The sequence below is a fragment of the Novosphingobium naphthalenivorans NBRC 102051 genome, assembly GCF_001590985.1.
Classification (GTDB): domain Bacteria; phylum Pseudomonadota; class Alphaproteobacteria; order Sphingomonadales; family Sphingomonadaceae; genus Novosphingobium; species Novosphingobium naphthalenivorans.
This window is the reverse complement of record NZ_BCTX01000087.1, coordinates 1-17,390: the sequence shown is the minus strand read 5'-3', so window position 1 is coordinate 17,390 and position 17,390 is coordinate 1. Positions and strand designations below refer to the sequence as shown.

Sequence of the window (17,390 nt, the reverse complement as noted above, 5' to 3'; positions counted from 1 at the left end):
CGCTACAAGAGCAGCGTGTCGATCTGCCGGACCTTCGGCTTTATCCGCAAATGCAAGGTCACCGATGCGGCGCGCTTCGATGGGCGGATGCTGCGCGATGTCGTCACCAGCGACAACACCGCCTCGGATGTCTGGGCCGATACCGCCTATCGCAGTCAGGCCAACGAGGCATGGCTCAAGCGGCAGAGCCGGGTTAGCCGCATCCATCGCAGGAAGCCGCGCGGCAAGCCGATGCCCGAGCGCACCGCGCAGGCCAACGCCGCCAAATCGAAGGTCCGCGCCCGCGTTGAACACGTCTTCGCCCGACAGAAGGACCAGATGGGGCTGTTCATCCGAACCATCGGCATCAAGCGCGCCGAAGCCAAGATCACGCTGGCCAACCTTGCCTACAACATGCACCGCTTGGTCTTCCACGAGCGAAGGGCAGCGACGGGATAGCTGCGTCCAAAAGAGAGAAGCGCCACCTAAAACCGGCAATATCGAGCCACAAAGGGTTCGCAATCACGCCAAATCCTAAGCCGTAGGCACAAATCCGCTCAGATCACGGGGTTGTTGGAGGTGCCCAGATTGTTAGGCGTGGAGGGAACGGTTTCCCCCTTCAGTTCATAACCTAACCCGGCATAATAGTTGATTCCGCCGACACCAGTTTTTACATCGCCTCGCATCGGGGTGATCGTGTTTCCGGTATCGCGTACTTCCACTTCCAGAAGTTCGTCTGCCCGTTCCATGATAAGTTCACCGAATCTGCGCAGGGCCTCGGCACGACCGGCGACTCCGATTCCATTCCAGGCCTCCCAACTCCCTTCCGCAGCTTCGACGGCCTTTTCGACATCACGCGCTGTACCGGCAGGAAACTTTCCAATGACTTCCTCGGTAGCCGGATCAATCGAAGAGACGAACTCCCCGCTCTCACTCTCAACGAGTTCGCCACCGATTAGCATCCTTGCGGACTTGACCATGCTTTTCATAAAATCTCCGAAAATTGCTTTTCACGGAATCGCACCAATCCGATACGGAAACAAATGCACCACGGGACAGTTACTCAGTCGGCGCGCGCGGCATATCCTCTTCCGTCAACTATTGCCTGAAGGCGTCGGGAGGTGCCCCCGCCACACCCCAGACGTCGCCTTTGTGTTCCGCCCCCCAGAACCTGGTTTCGAGGTCCTCATCGACCGGAAATTTCTGCATGTCGCCATAATATTCGACGAAGTTTCCTGCCGGATCCTGATAATAACTGAAGACATTATTCCCAGGTCCATGTCGTCCAACACCCCACGAAATTGATACACCCAGGTCCCGAAGCCTGGCAAAATTGCGCATGACATTATCAATTGAACCGACATCGAACGCGAGATGCTGAAGCCCTGCCCGTCCCGTCTTCGAGCCAACCAGCGCAAGGGAATGGTGGTCCTCGTTGCCGCATTTGAGAAAGGACATCCCCAAATGCGTCCTGTCGGTCACTGAAAAACCAAGCAAGCCATAGAATGCCTCAGAAACTGATGAGTCCGGAGTCCACAGCACGACATGCCCAATGTTCTGCGGAGCCAGACTGTCGGCAACTGCCTCGCAGGGCCGATCAGGACGCGTCGGCACGACAAGTCGGATCTGCCGGCCATCGGGATCGGTAGTTACAAGCCCGTACGCCTCGCCTGGTGCCAAATCAGCTTCGCTCAAAGCATACACTACGTGGCTAGACGTTTCGATCTTGCGCTCAAGGCTCAGAAGATCTTCACGAGTAGCGACAGTGAGGCTAATATTTACGATCCCCGGTTCGCCGCTGCTCAGGAGGAGGTTATCGTGATCGGCGCAAGCCGTCCGGAAGGCGTGAGAATCATCCCGTTCCCCCATATCCTCCAGCAGCCAGACATCACGATAGAACGCAATGGCCTCGGCATAACAAGGTACCCGCAGCGCTATGCTGTGGATGCCTGTCACGCGGGGGCGGGGCGCGATTGAACTCATTTTCAGACACTCCATTAATGCAGCACTTCAATTGGCAAAAAAATCAAAAAGTAATACCAAGCTTGATTGACTGGAAACCTTGCGCCTACCAAATTGAGCTCGATATCCCGTGCCGGATTGAATAAAAAAACGATCAAGCTGCCGCTGCCTCACCGAAACTGACGCAACGGCTCTACCCAATGCCCCATGATGTCAGATCATGGGATCCAAGGTAATCACACTCAAATAGATTCATAATAGTAAACCTCAGCACAATCATATCGGCTTTCCTTCACTTGTTGCCCAGATATCCATCATCAAATCGTTAGGCCTGATGTTCTTGTCGAGAAGCTTGTCGGCAATTTCCGAGCCCATGATTGGAAGACCATTCTTCTCAAGCAAGCCGGCCTGAACAAGAACCGATGCCTGGTCCCAATAAATATGTTCATTGTATACCTTGCCCCCCTTGAAGGAGACTATAGCAACCATGGGAACCTTCATGTATCTACCGGTCGGCTCAATACCAGGAAGAAGATAAGGTATCTCCCGGTCATGGGTAAAACACATGATCATCTCATCGACGACACGGTTTACGCCCACGGTCCTGGAAATCGATATCATCCTCGTATCTTCGGGATGAACATCAACAAAGTGGTACTTGTAGAATCTCAAAAGCATATCGTGACCAACGCCCCCCGTAAGAGTGGGAGCAATGTTGACGTAGGGATTTTCGACCATGGTCTTGAGGGTCTCAGCCGCATTCTTGGTCACGAACTCATGATAGAGATGGGTCTCCCAGATGCTCTCGATATCGAATTTCGGACCAATCGCCGAACGAATGGTCGTCAACGCCCTCGTAAACGCCAATTCTGCGGCGCTCAGATCGTAAAATGCCCGATCATCATTGGCGAAGCCATGACCAACATTTGGATACATTTTAAGAGACATATTGTCCCGGTGCGCATCTACTAAGGCTTGCATCGCCTCAAATTCAGGCTGGCAATGCTCGTCGTCGGTTCCGTAGTGGAAACTGATCGGGATATTCACCTTTTTCAGTTCGTCCACATGATTGGCAATACCAACGCCGTAATAGCTGACCGCACAATCGATATCCGTCCTCGCCGCCGCCAAGGCGGCCAGTGTCCCACCAAGACAGAAACCGACCACGCCGACCCCACCGACATGCTGTGACATCTTCCGCATGGTGCCAATGGTTGCTTCGATGTCCTTTATCGCAAGATCAGCATCGAATTTCTGATATAACTCCATTGCGCGATCAAACTCGGCGTCGCTCAATTCGACGCCAGGCTGAATTCGCCAGTACAGATCCGGAACGAGGACGACATAGCCGTCCTCGGCAAACCTATCGGCCATTCGCCGCATATGTGATGTTACGCCAAAGGCTTCATGCAGAAGGACCAGTCCTGGGCCGGTCTGATCAGGCGGCAAGGCGACATAAGCGTTGAACCTGCCGCCGTCAGCTGCTTGGATTGCTAAATTCTTCATGTGCATCTTACTCCTGCTCCCGTTGAGGAATATTACCCGGACATCCAGCGGTCACGTATCGCCTATTTTGCTAATTCCCCGCCATCGACCAGCACGACCGCCCCGGTCATAAAGGCGGCAAGGTCGGAAACCAGAAACAGCACTACTCGCGCGACGTCATCCGGTACGCCTGCGCGACCGAGCGGAAGCGAATGGGCAAAGTTGTCCAAACCTTCGGCGACTTCTGGACCGAGCTTGCGCATCTGCATTACGCCGTCAGACGTGGTCATTGTCGGAGCGACAGCAAGAACCCTGATGCCCTTTCCAGCCAATTCGACGGCCAGGCTCTTGGTCACACCAACCACTCCATGTTTGGAAGCGACATAGTGGATAGCACTCACACCCGTGTTGAAGCTGTTCGCGGAGGCAAGATTGACAATGACGCCTTGCCCCTGCATCCGCAGCGCCGCCTCGCGACCCCCGAAGAATGTGCCGCGCAGATTGATATCCAGAACCCGGCTCCAGTCATCATCAGGCAATTCGAGCGCCTTGCCCGCAGGAAAAACACCTGCGTTGTTGATCCAGATGTCCAATCGACCGGTCCTGGCAATCGCAAAGTCGCCCAGCGCCGCAATCGAGGCATGGTCGCGCACATCGACTTTGACGCCTGCATGAGGCAAACTCGTTTCGGCAAGGTTCGCGGCCACAGATTGCGCCTTGCCTTCGTCGAGATCGCCAATCATGACGGTTGCACCAGCTTCGGCCAGTCGGCGAGCAATCGACTTGCCAATGCCTGCGGCACCGCCCGTAATCACGGCCGTCCGGCCAGCGAGCGAAATCAAATCACCAAGCGCAACATCAGAATAATCTTTTACCGGCATCTCTCAACTCCCCATGGGACGGGTACTACGGTAGGCTGATCGTATCAGCCTTGCCTGTGCTCGTCGGTTTCAAACACGACCTCGATGCGCCGTTCGTAAATGCGCCACCGGCCATCGGGGCAGCGCCTATAGATGTCCTTGGCATCGGCCAGCGCCACTGGGCGGCGCTGTGTCCCCGTGCTGTGTGCGGTAGAGTGTATCTCTCCGAATGTCGTCGATCAACTCATCGGTCGGTGAGGCACCAAATTTGTGATTCATGATTAGCTTCTCTCTAAATCCAAGATCCGTAAGTCAAATAACTGCCGCTCGAACCTCAATCCCCCGATGTTGCGTAAAAACGCGAGAGTCACAGTTGGACGCAGAAGCCGATCACAGCGCCCGATCCCGAATGCGTGGTGCAATTCGACGATCGATAACCGGTGTATTTTTCTGCGACCAACCGCTTCCTCCGATCAGTTGGGTCCGTTTAAAAGTTATACCTCACTGAAAGCGTGTAAACCCTCGGCAATTCATAACTCACGTCAACGCACCCGCACACCGACGCGACGTCGAACACCGAGGTCTTGATCCGTTCGTTGGTCAAGTTCTCCACTCTCAGCCCAAAATTCAGCTGTTCCGAATGATCCTCCCAGCTAATTCCAGCGCCGAATTTGCTGTGCCCCACGTCCGATACTGCCGCGAAATTGCGAAGCGAAAAGAACATTTCGCTTCGATATGTCCAGTTCGCATCCCAAGTTAGAGTTCCGTTATGGAACGAATGAGAATAGCGCGCATCGAGGTTCGAACGCCATTTCGGAGTGAATGAAGGCCTTACGGTGCGGACCACTTGCTCGGTCACGTCGGTAGGAAAATTGTAGACTTTCGCATCGGTGTACGAAACCCCGGCCGTAATGTTTAACCCGCGCGCTGGAACAGCCTTAATCGAAAGTTCGCCGCCGTTCGTCTTTGAATCCCGATTTAGAACGACACCGCCGACGCCAGCGAACAAGAATGCCTGGTAATCCCTGTAGTCGTAATGGAAGATCGACAGGTTTGCCTGAAGCCTATTATCAAACCACGAGGACTTTACGCCCCCTTCAAAAGCCCAAATCACCTCTGGCTTGTAAGATAGAAGACTTGCAGGAATTGGAAGCCCGCCGGCAAGAGGAGAATTGAAGCCACCCGCTTTGACCCCCCTGTTCACGCCCGCATAAAGCAGCATATCGTTGGTCGGGCTGTAGTTGATCTGTGCTTTCATTGCCCAGAGGCCATCGTCTGACCTGCCGGCAAAGGGAAGCCCGCCTGGGAGAGGCCCAATGGTGGCGATGTAGCCCGGGTCCGTTATAGTCCTCGGATAGTACAACTCAGTGGGTCGAAGGAAAATAGTTTGTGTTACCAAAGAACGTTTTTTCTCTTGCGTATAGCGTCCGCCTAGAATCAACTTCCATTTGTCCGCGAAGGACCAGTCGCCCTGCGCAAAAATGGAATAGGAATTGGTTTTTTGGGATGCCAGCGTGCTCAAGGATATTTGTGGATTTGCAAGGCCGATGCCAAGCGCACTGTTCGCATCAATATCAGTATGCAAGTAAAACGCGCCTGCTTGCCACTGCAGGTTTCCGGCCTTTCCATTGAGACGAAGTTCCTGGGTAAATGACCAGGCTTCATTGCCGATAGTCGGGAATATTACAGCAGTCGGTCCGGAAGCGCCGTTGGCGGTTTGCAGCTTTGACAATTTCTTGTAGTCGCTGACGGACGTCAGCGTAATCGCACCCGAGATATCCCAAGTGTTTTTCAGGTTGACGCCTTCCATGTCGACATGGCCCGCCTTGTCAAAGCCGTAAGAGCTAGACGTCACCCAAGGCTTTATTCCCGTAAAACCGAAATAATCACCGCCAGGAACCGGTCTTCCCGGAGGTCCAGGTATGAAGATGCCTGTGTTTTGGACGTCCCAACCGGCATCGGCACCACCCGGGCCGATCGACAGTCTCGTTTCATTTGGGCCAATCACAACCGTATCGACCCACGTGCCATTTCTATCGATGACGGGAGCGGCCTGTTCTTGCTCAAATAAACCCGCCGACATTGTTCTGCGCAAGACAAAGCCGGTGAGCTCGCTTGAAAACGACTCGCTCGGCTTGAAAAGGAGAATGCCGCGTACCGCCAGCATGCGTTCGGCACCAAGGTCTGCGCCGTCGCCCGAAAGCGGGCCTTCGAATAGCTGTTCGGGATACCTGTTGATCACGAAGGGCGAGAGCTTGAAGCCTTTTGCGGCAATCCGGAAACCAAGCTTGTCTGAGATCGGCCCTCCAACGGCCCCCTCAACTGTGGTGCGCAGCGGGTTCGTCGGGCTATCCAACATACCAGCCTCCAACGAAAGATAGCCGGAATACTCGGTCAGGCTCGGCTTCCTCGAAATGAACTGGATAAGGCCACCGGTTGCATTTCGGCCGAAGAGCGTGCCTTGCGGCCCTTTTTGTATCTCAACGCGCTCCAAATCCATCATCATGAAGGTCTGAGCGCCCTGGAAGGGCATATAGCCATCGTCCAGGTAAACCGCATTCGGAGACTCGACAATGTCATTGTAATCGCTCTGCGTCACACCGCGAATGGAAAAGTGGCTCTCTGTGCCGCCACCGGCGCTAGATAGAGCGAGGCCGGGCGTGACATCAACCAATTGCGTACTTGATTGAATTCCGCGCTCGGCCAGATCGTCGCCCGTGAAAGCCTGAATGGCAATCCCGACCTTCTGAACGTTTTCCGACTTCTTCTGTGCAGTAACGATGATTTCCTCGATGCCGACAGTTCCATTGGGCTCTGCTGCTTGTTCATTGGATACTGCTGTTTGAGCAAGAGCATTATTCCCAAACGACAGAAGCCCGGCAAGAGCCGTCGAATACCTGAAGTATGAAATTTTCGACCTTACCGCCTTATCCTTAGTAACGTTCATGACATCTCCCCTTTCTATGTAAGCTTATATTTAGCTATTAAACCCTAATTTCTTTAATAACATAACCGTCAAGCTCTTACACCCCTTGCGGCTAGTCTCGTCAAAACTTCATCCCTGAACAATGGAAGCTCGTTCAGATAATTGACAAAGCTCAAAGCAACGCTGGCGTAACCGGCATGCGAAATCTTCTCCAGTTCATCCGCAACGTCATCCGGACTTCCGATGATAGGATAGCCTCCGTGGCCCCCAAGAAATCTGGTTTTGTATAATTTGTAATGCTCTGCAGAAAATGATTTACTACTCACGCCAAGTGAAGACATAAGATTTTCTGCCGCCTCATGATCTCCGCATTCTTCCGTATAGTATCGGTGATATTCTTCTGCTTCCTTGCGCGTATTTCGGCAAACAACATAGCAGTTAGTAGATACTGTTACATCTCTAAGGTATTTTTCTTTGGCGCTCCGCTTGATCGCCTCCACTTCCATCTTGCCTTTTTCGGGTGAGACCATCGTGATAAAGCAACTATCGGCGTTCCTCGCTCCGAAATCCTGGCCGGGACCCGACGCTCCGGCGTTCATGATGGGAGGGAGCACGCCACCTGTCGGCTTTGGATGCCCCTTCACGCCGCGCAAATTGAAATATTTGCCGCTCCAGTCGAATGGCTCGCTGCTCGTCCAAATTTTGCGAACAATGTCGAACCACTCCTGGCCGTATTCATACCTTCCCTCGGTCTCAAGCGAGAGCTTGATTCCGAACATGTCAAATTCAGCCTGACTCCAACCGCAGACTATATTGAGCCCGTATCGTCCGCCACCGATGTGATCCATTGTCGCAATCTGCTTGGCCGCGACCACCGGATGAAAGTAGGAAACGTGTGTTGTGGCAAATACCGTTATCCCGGTAGTGGCCGCGAGAAGTCCCGCCGCCCAAGTAACCGTCTCCAAGACGCTCTCCTGAAACTGCGATTCTCCCCCAAAACCGCGCCAGCGCGCGATCGGAAGCATGAACTCCAGACCCGCTTCATCAGCCATGCGAGCAAGCGAGAGATTGTTATCCCAGTTCGCCTCCCACCGTTCTGGCACTGTCGTGGCTGCAAGGCCATTGGAACAGTTCGCGCCGAAGAGACCAATCTTCAAGGCATTGGCGCTGTGCATCCTGTTGCTCATTTTGGAGCTTATCCTTTCCCAAGATATCTGTAATTTTATTTGCGAGACAGCAAACTTCGTATCATCAGCTTTCCCCATTCATTGATCGGAACCGAGCGCACAGTTGCTCAGCTCCGCGCGCAAGGAGAGAAATATCGGTCCCAACGGCAATGAAACTGACGCCAAGTTCTAGATAACGCTTGGCCAATGCCTGACGTCGGGATCGAACTGCCAGCGGATCGCGCCGCGATAGGTAAATTTCTCGAAGCGGCTTCGTTGCTGCGGAAACAGGGCCACGCCGTTCGAAGCTTGCTCGAACTTGCGCACCTCGGTTGTGTAGCGACCGCCGGCAGTCAGGAACAGCGTGTTGGTCAGCGAATAGGTGCCCTCAAGGAAGCCGGCGAGTGAGGACACACGCACGTCAGGCGACGTCGTCGTCGTTGAGAGGGTCGGCAGCGTCGGCGGCGGCACGCGCGAAGGCGTCGTAGTCGGCACGGTGCCGTCGAGGTGGCTGGTATAGAAATAGGCGCCGGCCAGCCATTGCAACGGACCGGAACTGCTCGACAGAACGCGAATTTCCTGAGTGAAGCTTCGTTGGCGCGTGTTCACTTGGCCCAGCCCAAGATTGATGTTGGACGAATCCCGATCCTGCTGCTGGTAGATCTCGCCGTTCTGATACGACGTGGCGGTCTCGATCCCGACCGATCCAGTATCGAAGCGCGATTGCAAGGTGAGACCGAAGCGCTCCATGTTGAGCTGAGGCTCGTAGTTGTACGCAGCCTGCCATGGCCCGGTGGGGAGGATTACGCCCGGATAGGAGCGTGCGACCGTGTTGTTCTGATAAAGCTGGTTGGCGTTGGAACCGCCATCACGCTTGGCATAGTCGCCGGTGAGGACGAACTGTGCGCTGTCGCTCGGCCGAAACAACAATTTGCTGCGTAGTGAGAAATAGGTGTCCTCACCGTAGCCCAAGCCGCCCCGCACCAGATCGGTGATATAATTGTCTGTTCTCTTGTAGAGGCCGGCAAAATCGAACGCGATCTTGTCGGAAAGCCCGCCGGTTACATAGCCGCGCAGATCGTAGTCCCCTGCGTCACGGAGCATGCCCGCGCTTGCGGTGATATGGCCGCGGAAGCCGAAGCTGGGATCAGGCGTGATGATGTTGATCAGTCCGCCGGTGGCGTTGCGGCCGAACAGCGTGCCCTGCGGACCGCGCAGCACTTCGACGCGCTGAATTTCGACCAAGTCGAGATTGGTGGTCCAAGGATCGGGCTGGTAGACGCCGTCGATATAGGTCGCGATGCTCGACTCGTCGCCGACCACGCCGCCGCTGCCGACCCCCCGGATCACCGGCTGATTCACGCCGGCGTTGCGGCTTCCGACCAGACCCGGAACGACTTGCGTCAGCTGGCGGGTGTCGAGCACGCCGCTCGACTGAAGCGCCTCGCCTGTGACCGCGGTGACGGTGACGGGAATCTTCTGCAGGCGTTCCTCGCGGCGAGTGGCGGTCACGACGATGTCGGCGATGCCGCCCTCGTTTACCTGCGTGGGGCTGGACGCAGTCGTATCCTGGCTTTCGGCGACCGGTACTGCAGGGCTTGCCGATGGGTCGGCGACAGCCGGCGCGGTTTGCGCCATCGCCGGCAAACTGATCGACCCGCACAGGACTGCGACAGATATCAACGCCTTCATATCACCCCTCCCAAATTTTCTATTATGAATATGTCCATTATATTAGAAAACCGGACGTGTCCATTAAAATCGTGAGGGTGCGCAAAATCGTGGTGCCTGACCGCAGACGGCGACGGTCACTCTCAGCCCTGGGCCGGGTGGGATATATTTGTTCGTGATGTGACGACGCGTGTCGCGGGGCGTCAGTCGATCAGGGACCTGCCGTCACACCGATGGCCACACGCCGGCTAGCGGGATAATCGACGCGCGGTCACGCGCTATTCGCGAAAGCCGAGGGGCGGGATGCCCGCAACGCCCCAAACATCGCCTTTGTGTTGCGGGCCCCATATCTGAGGCTCGACCGGCACGTTGGCATCAAATTGCTCCATTTCGCCGTAATATTCGATATAGTTGCCGGCGGGATCGGTATAATAGCTGAACACGTTGTTCCCCGGGCCATGCCGTCCGACGCCCCAAATGCAGTCCACTCCCAGCGAACGCAATCGCGCAAAATTTCGCATTACATTGTCCAGCGAGCCGACGTCATAGGCCACATGCTGGAGTCCCGTCCGCCCCTCCCGGCTCTTCATCAGCGCGAGCGAATGATGATCGGCGTTGCAGCGCAGGAACGACATCCCCGCATTTGTCCGATCGGTGACCTGAAATCCCAGCGTCGCATAGAAGCGCTCCGCCGCGTCCTGGTCTGGCGTCCACAGGACGATATGTCCGATGCGGTCGGGTGCGAGGGCGGCTGGCGGCGTCACAACTTCGGCGGCATCCGGCCGTGGCGTCACGAGCCAGACGTGGCGTCCGTCGGGATCCTCCACAACAATCGCCGCTTGGTCGCTGCGGAACAGGTCCTGTTCCGAAACCGGCTGCGGAGCGAGGCCGGCGGCAGCGAGCCGCGTCGCGATCGCGTCGAGATCGTCTGTCGATGGGACTTGAAAGGCAAGGTGCGCGACTTGCGATGACCCTTCAGCGAGCACCAGATCGTCGTGGTCTTCTCTCCCGCTTCGAAACCCGGCAAAATCCAGGTCGGAGCCACGATCCTCCAACAGCCAGACATCACGATAGAAACGTCGCGCCTCGTCAAGGTCGGGTACGCGCAACGCCAGCCGATGAATGCCTTGAACTCGCGGTGCCCGCTCCTGCATGTCCATTCCCTTCCTCAATCGCGCCGACCGCCGTCGCTCGAAGCGTCGGCAAAGATGACCCGCCCGACAACCCTAGTGAAATTGCAGGTACATGTCCATTTTTTTAGCCGGTAACGGGCACATAGTGGCGGTTGGGGAGCTCGTGTAGAACGGCGTGGACGGGACCGGCCCTACGCGGACGCAAACAGGTTTTCGCAGCACGAATCCGATCGAATGCATTTTTGGGGCGGTACAGTGTCCGATTGCATCGGACACGACCATGTTCGTCGACCTTGCGCGGCTTCCGATCCGGTCGATGATGCGTCCGGCCGGGTGTCCTAAACGTTCTGGCGGCTTCCGCGGGTACGCCGCCGGCGCGGTGTTTCGGAATCGGCAATGGCGCCCGACCCGTCAGCTCCCGACTTGGATTTCAGGGTACTGACCCGCGCTTGTTGGATCAGGCCCATGATCTGGAGCCGGATGAGACGCCGCAGATAAGCGATGCCCTCCTCCGCGACCGGATTGTCTCCGCCGATCCACCATCGCGCCGTTGCCGAAAAGATCAGGAAAAAGTGCTGCGCAACGACATCGGTGGTCTCGGGAGGGCGAATTTCGCCACGATTGATCGCATCCTCGACCATGAACTCCAGTTGCCGGGCGATGGAGCGGCGGGTCCGCGTGTATTCCTCCCCGTGCATTCCGCCGGAATAATAGTTGATCTGAAGGAAGATGCGGGCGAGTCGGGGATTGTCCGCCCAGTCCCGATAGAAGGGCGTGAAAAAGGTGAGTATCCGTTCCTCGAACGGGATTTCGCGCGAACGCGTGACGTCGATCGCGGCCTCCATCGTGCTGACGGTGATTTCGTTGAAGACCAGCAACGTGAGATCGCGCTTGTCCGCCGCGTAGAGCGACAAGGTGCCGAGCGCGACATGCGCTTCGCGTGCCACATCACGCAGCGTCGTCGCGTCATAACCATATTCGGAGAACAGCTTCAGCGCGGCCAGCCTGATACGCTCGCGCTTCTCTGCCTTGTTCCGTTCCCGAACGCGCACCACCATCCGGCCCCCCGTCGCCTGCATGGTTCGCGTTATCACACCTTTCGCGCGGTTTCGACCACGGGAAGGGCGCTGGTGCCGACAGGCTTGCGAACTAGACGCAACGATCATCACGTCGACTGGGCGCGCGCCTTCTCCTCGCGACGGCGCGTGGCACGGACGAACGCGGCAGCGACAAACGCAGCGATCAGCGGACTGAGCGCGAGACCCGCATAGATGCGCGATGTGCTCATGCCGCCCGCCAGGACGATCCCGACCAGCAACGGCGAGATCACTTGGCCGAAGCGCGCAGCCGAGGTTCCCCAACCGATCCCCGTAGAGCGCACCCGAACCGGAAACAGCTGCGCTGCCAGCGCCTGCGCTCCGGACGCGCCTATTCCTATGAATGCGCCAACCAGGCCGGCCACGACAATCGTGGCCGCGAAATTGCTCGCGGTGAATCCAAGGCACCAGATCGAGAGCGCGTCGAAGAACAACGCAGGTACGATCGTGCGCAGCGCACCGAAGCGGTCGACCAGCCACCCCGCGATCAGCATGGCGGCAACACAGCCGACATTGAACGCCGCCTGCGAAAATGCGGCCTGTGATATCGAGAAGCCACTCTCCGCAAGGATCGAGGGAAACCAGACGACCATGATCTTGGTGGTCGCTGACACGAACAGGTTGAGCAGGCAGAGCAAGATCGTGAGCGGTGCCAGCCCTCCTTCGAAAACCGACCAAAGCGATTGGCGGGGTCGAGGATGTGACGAGACCGCAGCCCGCGATACATCCGCAGCAGCGGGATCCAAGCCCAGCTTCACGAGCAAGCGGTCGAGCCGTTCGCGGTGGGTGCCCGCTTCGATCAGGAAGCGAGGCGATTCCGGCAGCAGCAACAGGATGAGCACGATCACGAGAGCACCGAGCGCCGCGCCCATGTAGAGAACGAGCCGCCAGTCGTGCTGCTGGAGAATGACCGCGGCCATCACCCCCCCCAGAGCCGCGCCCGCCGGATAGCCGGCGTAAACGACTGAGACCAGCGTCCCGCGGAGCCGCATGGGTGCGTATTCCGACGTCAATGCCAGCGCCGATGCGAACACTCCGGCAAGCCCGATGCCCGCTAGAAACCGCGTGGCCAGCAGCAGCCCGAACGACGGAACGAGCGCCGTCAGCAGGGTAAATACCGTCATCGTCGAGACACTGAGGATGATCGCCGGTCTGCGTCCGAAGCGGTCGCCGAACGGTCCGAATGCCAGCGCTCCGATGGTGGCGCCTACTTGGGTCAGCGAAAAGATGAGGCCCATCGCTGCCGTGCTCAAACCGAGCTCCGCGCTCATAAGGGGGGCGACGACCCCGATCGATTGATTGTCGATCCCGTCGAGCATTGTCACCAGCGCGCACAGCACGAACACGCGAATTTGGATCGCCCGCAGGCGGCCCTGGTCGAGCGCGGCTATTGCCGAATGTTCGGTACCGGAAGGGGCTCCGCCAGGCATGATCATCTTTCTCCGCAGAAATAATACGTGTTCGCGCCGCCCCCTCCTGGGACTCAGCTCGATTCGTGTGCTGCGGATTCGAAAGACAGCACTACGCGGCGTTCCTTTATCCGCCACGCCCCGTCCGGACACCGCCGATAGATGTCGTGCGCGTCAGCGAGCGCGATCGGCTCGGCGGGCGATAGATCCGACCCATTCGAGCGGAACAGCAGGATGAAGCAGAGCCCGCGCGCCTGGTCCGGCCCGTCCTCCCAAAAGCGGAAGTTGGTGCAGACATGGCGGACACGGCGAGTCTTCGCCGCCGCGCGGTCGCGGCCATAGTCATTGATCGCCTCGGGGCCTTCGCACGCGAAATTGGGAGCGATTAAGCTGCCGTCCTCGGTGTAGAGTTCGGCCAAATTCTCCGAGCAGTTCATGTCAAGCCGATAAGCATGCTCGGCAATCAGCGCTTCGAGCTCGGCCCGCAGCGCCGCATCCTTGATGGGAACGCCGATCGTCATGACACAGCCTTCGTCGCCGCGGCCGCTCGTTCGCGGGCGAATTCTTCCCTAAGCAGGCGCCAGCGCCGCCCGGCTTCGCGCGCGGCCTCGGCATAGTCCGCGGGGAACACGTCGTAAGGCGGGCGGACAGGACCCGGATCGCAATAGTTGGCTTCAGCCATGCGCGTCTTTTCCATCTGGGTATTGTAGCTGGCGAACAGCTCGGGATTCCCCAGCATTGGGGCGAGCGGGGCGATGCTCCATGCGATCCGTTCGTCGATATGCCTGGCCCGATCGGTATCGGCAGCCAGAATCGCGTCGATCAGTGCGCGCGACGGCTCCGGCCCCATACCGGCCGCGGTCGCCCAACAGGACGTGGTTGTTGCCGGCGAGATCGCCTGAAACTTGGCCGCGACCATGTCGCTCGGCATGAAATGAATCCGCCCCCCGGTCGCGGCGATATTCTCCGCGAGATTGGTGGGCTGGGATGATTTGGCCGACGTCACCGTCGGCGCCTCCTTCGCGATCCGCGCCCAGAAATCGGTGGGAAAGGAGAAGCGGAAGGCGCGCGCATTTGCGTAGACCATCACTGCCAGATCGGGGAATGCCTGTCCGACCTCGGCATAGAAGCGCACGGCCATATCGACGGTGCAGGGTTGCCACATCGGCAGGCCGAGCAGCGTTCCGTCGGCGCCCCGGTCGCGCGCGAAGGCGAGCCGCTTGTAGGCTTCGTGGCCGCCCATCGCGGTCGCGCCGACGAAAAGCGGAATGCGCTTGCCTACGGTCTCGGCGACCGTCGCGACGAAGCTGCGATAATCCTCGTTCGAGATGGTCGCACATTCGCCGGTGGTACCCAGGACAATCAGGCCGTTCGCCCCATCGTCGATCAGCGCGCGGATCAGCCGCTCGGTTTCGTCCAGCGCGACGGTGTCGCTGGCGTCGATCGCCTGTGCACCGGCGCGCGCCGGCGTCGGGATGATGGCATAAAGTCCCTTGAAATCCTGTGCCTGCATCAAGGCTGCTCTCCTCAATCCCTAACTGGTACCTGATGCGACAAGCCGATCTCGCGGCCTTCCCGCGCCGATCGCAGAATCGCTTCGCTGACTTCCATGGTCGCGCGACCCCAGGCACCGTCGTGCAGGATGGGGCGCAGGCCGGAGAAGGCGTCGTACATCTCGTCGATGACACCGCTCTTGTCGGGAAATACGCGCGGCGGCTCGAGCGGGTGCTCGACCACGCCGTTCCTGCCATACTGGGTGACGCCGCGTGCCGACTGGCGCAGATCGCCATCCGGCCCGCTGACGATCGTCACGCCGAAATGCGGGTGGTTCCATTCGTTCTGGGGCGGAATCGTCAGCCTGCGGCTGCCGCCGAAGCCGCCCGCCGCCTTGGCCGCGACTTCCGAGCCGGTGCCTGCGATCGCCTCCAGCGCTCTGCGCGAAGCTGCATGACAATCGGGCTGCTTGGGCTCCCCCAGTTCGCCGATCCAATAGTGGAACTCGTCGGTGTCGAAATAGTCGTATCCACTATAGACCAGCGATGCTGCGCTGCCGTTTTCGAACTGCAGGAACGTAACGTGCGCCCCCTCGGTCGGCCGGGTGGGATCGAGCGTCCAAGCCATCGAGCGCACGCTGCGCACCATGCCGCCGCCGAGCAGGCGCACGACGTCGATCTGATGCGGTACCTGGTTGTAGATGATGCCGCCGCCCATATCGGTGCGCAGTTCCTCGGGCCGACGGGGCCGGTAGAGGAAATTGCCGTAATTCCACGAATTAATCATCGAAACCGGCCCGATCGCGCCCTCGCGGATCAGCGCGCGCATCTTGAGGATCGGCGTGTCGAAGCTGTGCGTATGGCCGACCAGCAGGTGGACGCCGTTCGCCTCGGCTGTCGCGATGATGTCGCTGCATTCCTCCAGCGTCAGCGCCATCGGCTTTTCGATGATGATGTGCTTTCCCGCGCGGGCAGCCAGCGCGGCATGGTCGCGATGCATCTGGTGGGGCGTGGCGATATAAACCACGTCCACCGTCGTGTCGGCGCACAGCGCTTCAGCCGTGGCATGGGTGCGCGCGCCGAATTCGGTCCCGAAGGCAAGGCGCGCCTCCTCGCGGGGATCGGCGGCCGCGCTGATCCTGACGTGCGGGTGGCTGAGAAAGCTCGGCATCATCTGCTTGGCCGCGCCCCCCAGGCCGATGATCCCCAGCCGCATCGCCGGCATCACCCGATCGGTCACAGGCGGATTCCGGCGCTGGCCTGGACGTTGGGCGCGAACAGCTCGTTCACTTCGACGCGGCGCGGAGCCAGCCCTTGCTCGTGAAGGAAACCGCACAGGGCCTCGATGGTAGGCCGGTTGGGCTCGATGCCATAGGGCCAGAAGTCGTCACCAAACGTATCGCGGATCGAGCGGACATATTGCCCGATCCAGGGCAAAGAAATTGGCAGCGGCTCGTCGATCGCCAACTCGGTGAGACAATTCGCCTTGCTTTGCTCGAACGCCTGCTGGAGACTAATCGCAATCCAGGGATCGCGTTCCCACACGTCGCGGCGGATAACCACGGTATGCATGATCGGAAAAATGCAGGTCTTCGCGAAATAGGCACGCTCGACGCTCGGCACGTCGGGAAAGAGATAGCCGATCCGCGCATCGCCAGCGAGAAGCGCCGGCGGCACCTGCGGCGCGATCAGGGCGTCGATGGCGCCGTCCGCGAGCATGTCGTTCAGCGCGCGCTGCTCCTCATGCTCGATCGTCACGCCGTCGATCTGTACGTCAGTCAGCGGGCGGCGGCCCGCGGCCGTGAGGCCGCCGGTCACCCAATGGATGTCGTCCGGCTGGACGCCATATTCGTGCATCAGCGCGCCGCGCGCCCAGACGGCGGCGGTCATCGAATATTCGGGGACACCCACGCGGCGCCCTTTCAGATCGGCGGGCGCGGCGATGCCGGCGGCGGTGTTGACGTAGATCGCGCCATGGCGGAACGTGCGTGACGGAAACACCGGGATTGCGACGAACGGGGCGTTGCCCTGCGCGACGCGCAGGATATAGGTCGAGAACGACATCTCGCCGCACGCGAACTCGCCGCGCAATACCCGGTTGAATGCCTGCACCGGCGACATCGGGAGAAAGTGCAGGTCGATTCCCTCGGGCACGACCGTGCCATGATAGAGATCGCGGACCCGATCCGAGAGGTGGCCCGCATAGCTG

At 58.6% G+C, this 17,390-nt stretch carries 15 protein-coding genes; 1 reads left to right on the top strand and 14 read right to left on the bottom strand.

What is annotated here, in order from left to right; all coding sequences use genetic code 11:
* On the top strand, positions 1–438 hold a 438-nt coding region (locus NN5_RS20910; protein ID WP_157081240.1), incomplete at its 5' end, for a transposase.
* 98 nt (positions 439–536) lie between these two features.
* On the opposite strand, the gene NN5_RS20905 is transcribed toward NN5_RS20910, so the two are convergent.
* The 14 genes from NN5_RS20905 to NN5_RS20840 all read right to left on the bottom strand — a co-directional run.
* A complete protein-coding gene (locus NN5_RS20905) occupies positions 537–968 on the bottom strand; it encodes an aldehyde dehydrogenase family protein (RefSeq protein ID WP_037486798.1) in 432 nt (143 codons plus the stop codon).
* Positions 969–1,077: 109 nt separating this feature from the next.
* Positions 1,078–1,962 carry a VOC family protein gene (locus tag NN5_RS25365; protein WP_160289715.1) on the bottom strand — a complete coding sequence of 295 codons (885 nt, stop codon included), beginning with the start codon at positions 1,960–1,962 and terminating at the stop codon, positions 1,078–1,080.
* Positions 1,963–2,217: 255 nt separating this feature from the next.
* On the bottom strand, positions 2,218–3,447 hold the full coding sequence (locus tag NN5_RS20895; protein ID WP_217998722.1) for a dienelactone hydrolase family protein: 1,230 nt from the start codon (positions 3,445–3,447) through the stop codon (positions 2,218–2,220).
* A gap of 62 nt (positions 3,448–3,509) precedes the next feature.
* Entirely contained in the window at positions 3,510–4,307 is a 798-nt protein-coding gene (locus NN5_RS20890) for an SDR family NAD(P)-dependent oxidoreductase (protein WP_067737820.1), read from the bottom strand.
* Between the two features lie 466 nt (positions 4,308–4,773).
* Positions 4,774–7,233, bottom strand: a complete 2,460-nt coding sequence (locus NN5_RS20885) for a TonB-dependent receptor (protein WP_067737816.1) — start codon at positions 7,231–7,233, stop codon at positions 4,774–4,776.
* 68 nt (positions 7,234–7,301) lie between these two features.
* A complete protein-coding gene (locus NN5_RS20880) occupies positions 7,302–8,399 on the bottom strand; it encodes an LLM class flavin-dependent oxidoreductase (RefSeq protein ID WP_007015353.1) in 1,098 nt (365 codons plus the stop codon).
* 168 nt (positions 8,400–8,567) lie between these two features.
* On the bottom strand, positions 8,568–10,070 hold the full coding sequence (locus NN5_RS20875) for a TonB-dependent receptor (protein WP_067737814.1): 1,503 nt from the start codon (positions 10,068–10,070) through the stop codon (positions 8,568–8,570).
* A 257-nt stretch (positions 10,071–10,327) separates the two neighbouring features.
* The gene (locus NN5_RS20870; RefSeq protein WP_067737811.1) at positions 10,328–11,209 is read right to left on the bottom strand and encodes a VOC family protein; all 882 of its coding nucleotides are present in this window, start codon (positions 11,207–11,209) and stop codon (positions 10,328–10,330) included.
* A gap of 311 nt (positions 11,210–11,520) precedes the next feature.
* Positions 11,521–12,261, bottom strand: coding sequence for a TetR/AcrR family transcriptional regulator (locus NN5_RS20865; RefSeq protein WP_169801028.1), 741 nt, complete (start codon positions 12,259–12,261; stop codon positions 11,521–11,523).
* An 86-nt stretch (positions 12,262–12,347) separates the two neighbouring features.
* Positions 12,348–13,715 (bottom strand): MFS transporter, encoded by a 1,368-nt coding sequence (locus NN5_RS20860; RefSeq protein ID WP_067737806.1) that lies wholly within the window; start codon positions 13,713–13,715, stop codon positions 12,348–12,350.
* Between the two features lie 47 nt (positions 13,716–13,762).
* Entirely contained in the window at positions 13,763–14,209 is a 447-nt protein-coding gene (locus NN5_RS20855; RefSeq protein WP_067737803.1) for a nuclear transport factor 2 family protein, read from the bottom strand.
* The gene (locus NN5_RS20850) at positions 14,206–15,201 is read right to left on the bottom strand and encodes a dihydrodipicolinate synthase family protein (protein ID WP_067737800.1); all 996 of its coding nucleotides are present in this window, start codon (positions 15,199–15,201) and stop codon (positions 14,206–14,208) included. The genes NN5_RS20855 and NN5_RS20850 overlap by 4 nt, the downstream gene beginning before the upstream one ends.
* 14 nt (positions 15,202–15,215) lie before the next feature.
* A complete protein-coding gene (locus NN5_RS20845; RefSeq protein ID WP_067737799.1) occupies positions 15,216–16,421 on the bottom strand; it encodes a Gfo/Idh/MocA family protein in 1,206 nt (401 codons plus the stop codon).
* Positions 16,418–17,390, bottom strand: a 973-nt coding sequence (locus NN5_RS20840; RefSeq protein WP_067737796.1) for an ABC transporter substrate-binding protein, incomplete at its 5' end; no start/stop codon positions are given. The genes NN5_RS20845 and NN5_RS20840, both read right to left, overlap by 4 nt.

Coding starts and splice junctions, on each gene's coding strand:
- NN5_RS20905 (WP_037486798.1), bottom strand. CDS start 968: ATGAAAAGCATGGTCAAGTCCGCAAGGATGCTAATCGGTGGCGAACTC.
- NN5_RS25365 (WP_160289715.1), bottom strand. CDS start 1,962: ATGAGTTCAATCGCGCCCCGCCCCCGCGTGACAGGCATCCACAGCATA.
- NN5_RS20895 (WP_217998722.1), bottom strand. CDS start 3,447: ATGAAGAATTTAGCAATCCAAGCAGCTGACGGCGGCAGGTTCAACGCT.
- NN5_RS20890 (WP_067737820.1), bottom strand. CDS start 4,307: ATGCCGGTAAAAGATTATTCTGATGTTGCGCTTGGTGATTTGATTTCG.
- NN5_RS20885 (WP_067737816.1), bottom strand. CDS start 7,233: ATGAACGTTACTAAGGATAAGGCGGTAAGGTCGAAAATTTCATACTTC.
- NN5_RS20880 (WP_007015353.1), bottom strand. CDS start 8,399: ATGAGCAACAGGATGCACAGCGCCAATGCCTTGAAGATTGGTCTCTTC.
- NN5_RS20875 (WP_067737814.1), bottom strand. CDS start 10,070: ATGAAGGCGTTGATATCTGTCGCAGTCCTGTGCGGGTCGATCAGTTTG.
- NN5_RS20870 (WP_067737811.1), bottom strand. CDS start 11,209: ATGGACATGCAGGAGCGGGCACCGCGAGTTCAAGGCATTCATCGGCTG.
- NN5_RS20865 (WP_169801028.1), bottom strand. CDS start 12,261: ATGCAGGCGACGGGGGGCCGGATGGTGGTGCGCGTTCGGGAACGGAAC.
- NN5_RS20860 (WP_067737806.1), bottom strand. CDS start 13,715: ATGATCATGCCTGGCGGAGCCCCTTCCGGTACCGAACATTCGGCAATA.
- NN5_RS20855 (WP_067737803.1), bottom strand. CDS start 14,209: ATGACGATCGGCGTTCCCATCAAGGATGCGGCGCTGCGGGCCGAGCTC.
- NN5_RS20850 (WP_067737800.1), bottom strand. CDS start 15,201: ATGCAGGCACAGGATTTCAAGGGACTTTATGCCATCATCCCGACGCCG.